The following is a 243-nucleotide window of genomic DNA, read 5'->3' as shown; positions in this document are numbered from 1 at the left end:
CTTCCCAGGCCATGATCCGGCTGTGATGCATCACCATTTGTTGCAGCAGGGTTCCTGCTTCCAGCCAGGTCACTTCAACCCCGGCCGCTTGCAAGCGCTCGGCCACCTGCTGCAAGGCGGTGTTCATATCGGCGTCGGTGTCACCCACATTGTCGCCGGCACACATCACTATCCGGCGCGGTTTGACGGCGGCGGGTAATTCCGCTGCTGGCAGTCGTAACAAGACGGCCCGCAGCAGTTGAA

The 243-nt window shown here is 61.3% G+C and carries 1 protein-coding gene; it reads right to left on the bottom strand.

Annotated elements, in window-relative coordinates:
• Positions 1 to 243: hypothetical protein (locus Q4563_RS21955; RefSeq protein WP_303606045.1), on the bottom strand; the 243-nt coding region annotated here is incomplete at both ends.

Source organism: Gilvimarinus sp. 1_MG-2023 (assembly GCF_030548285.1).
Note: the sequence above shows the minus strand (reverse complement) of the source record. Positions and strands in the feature narration are given on the sequence as shown.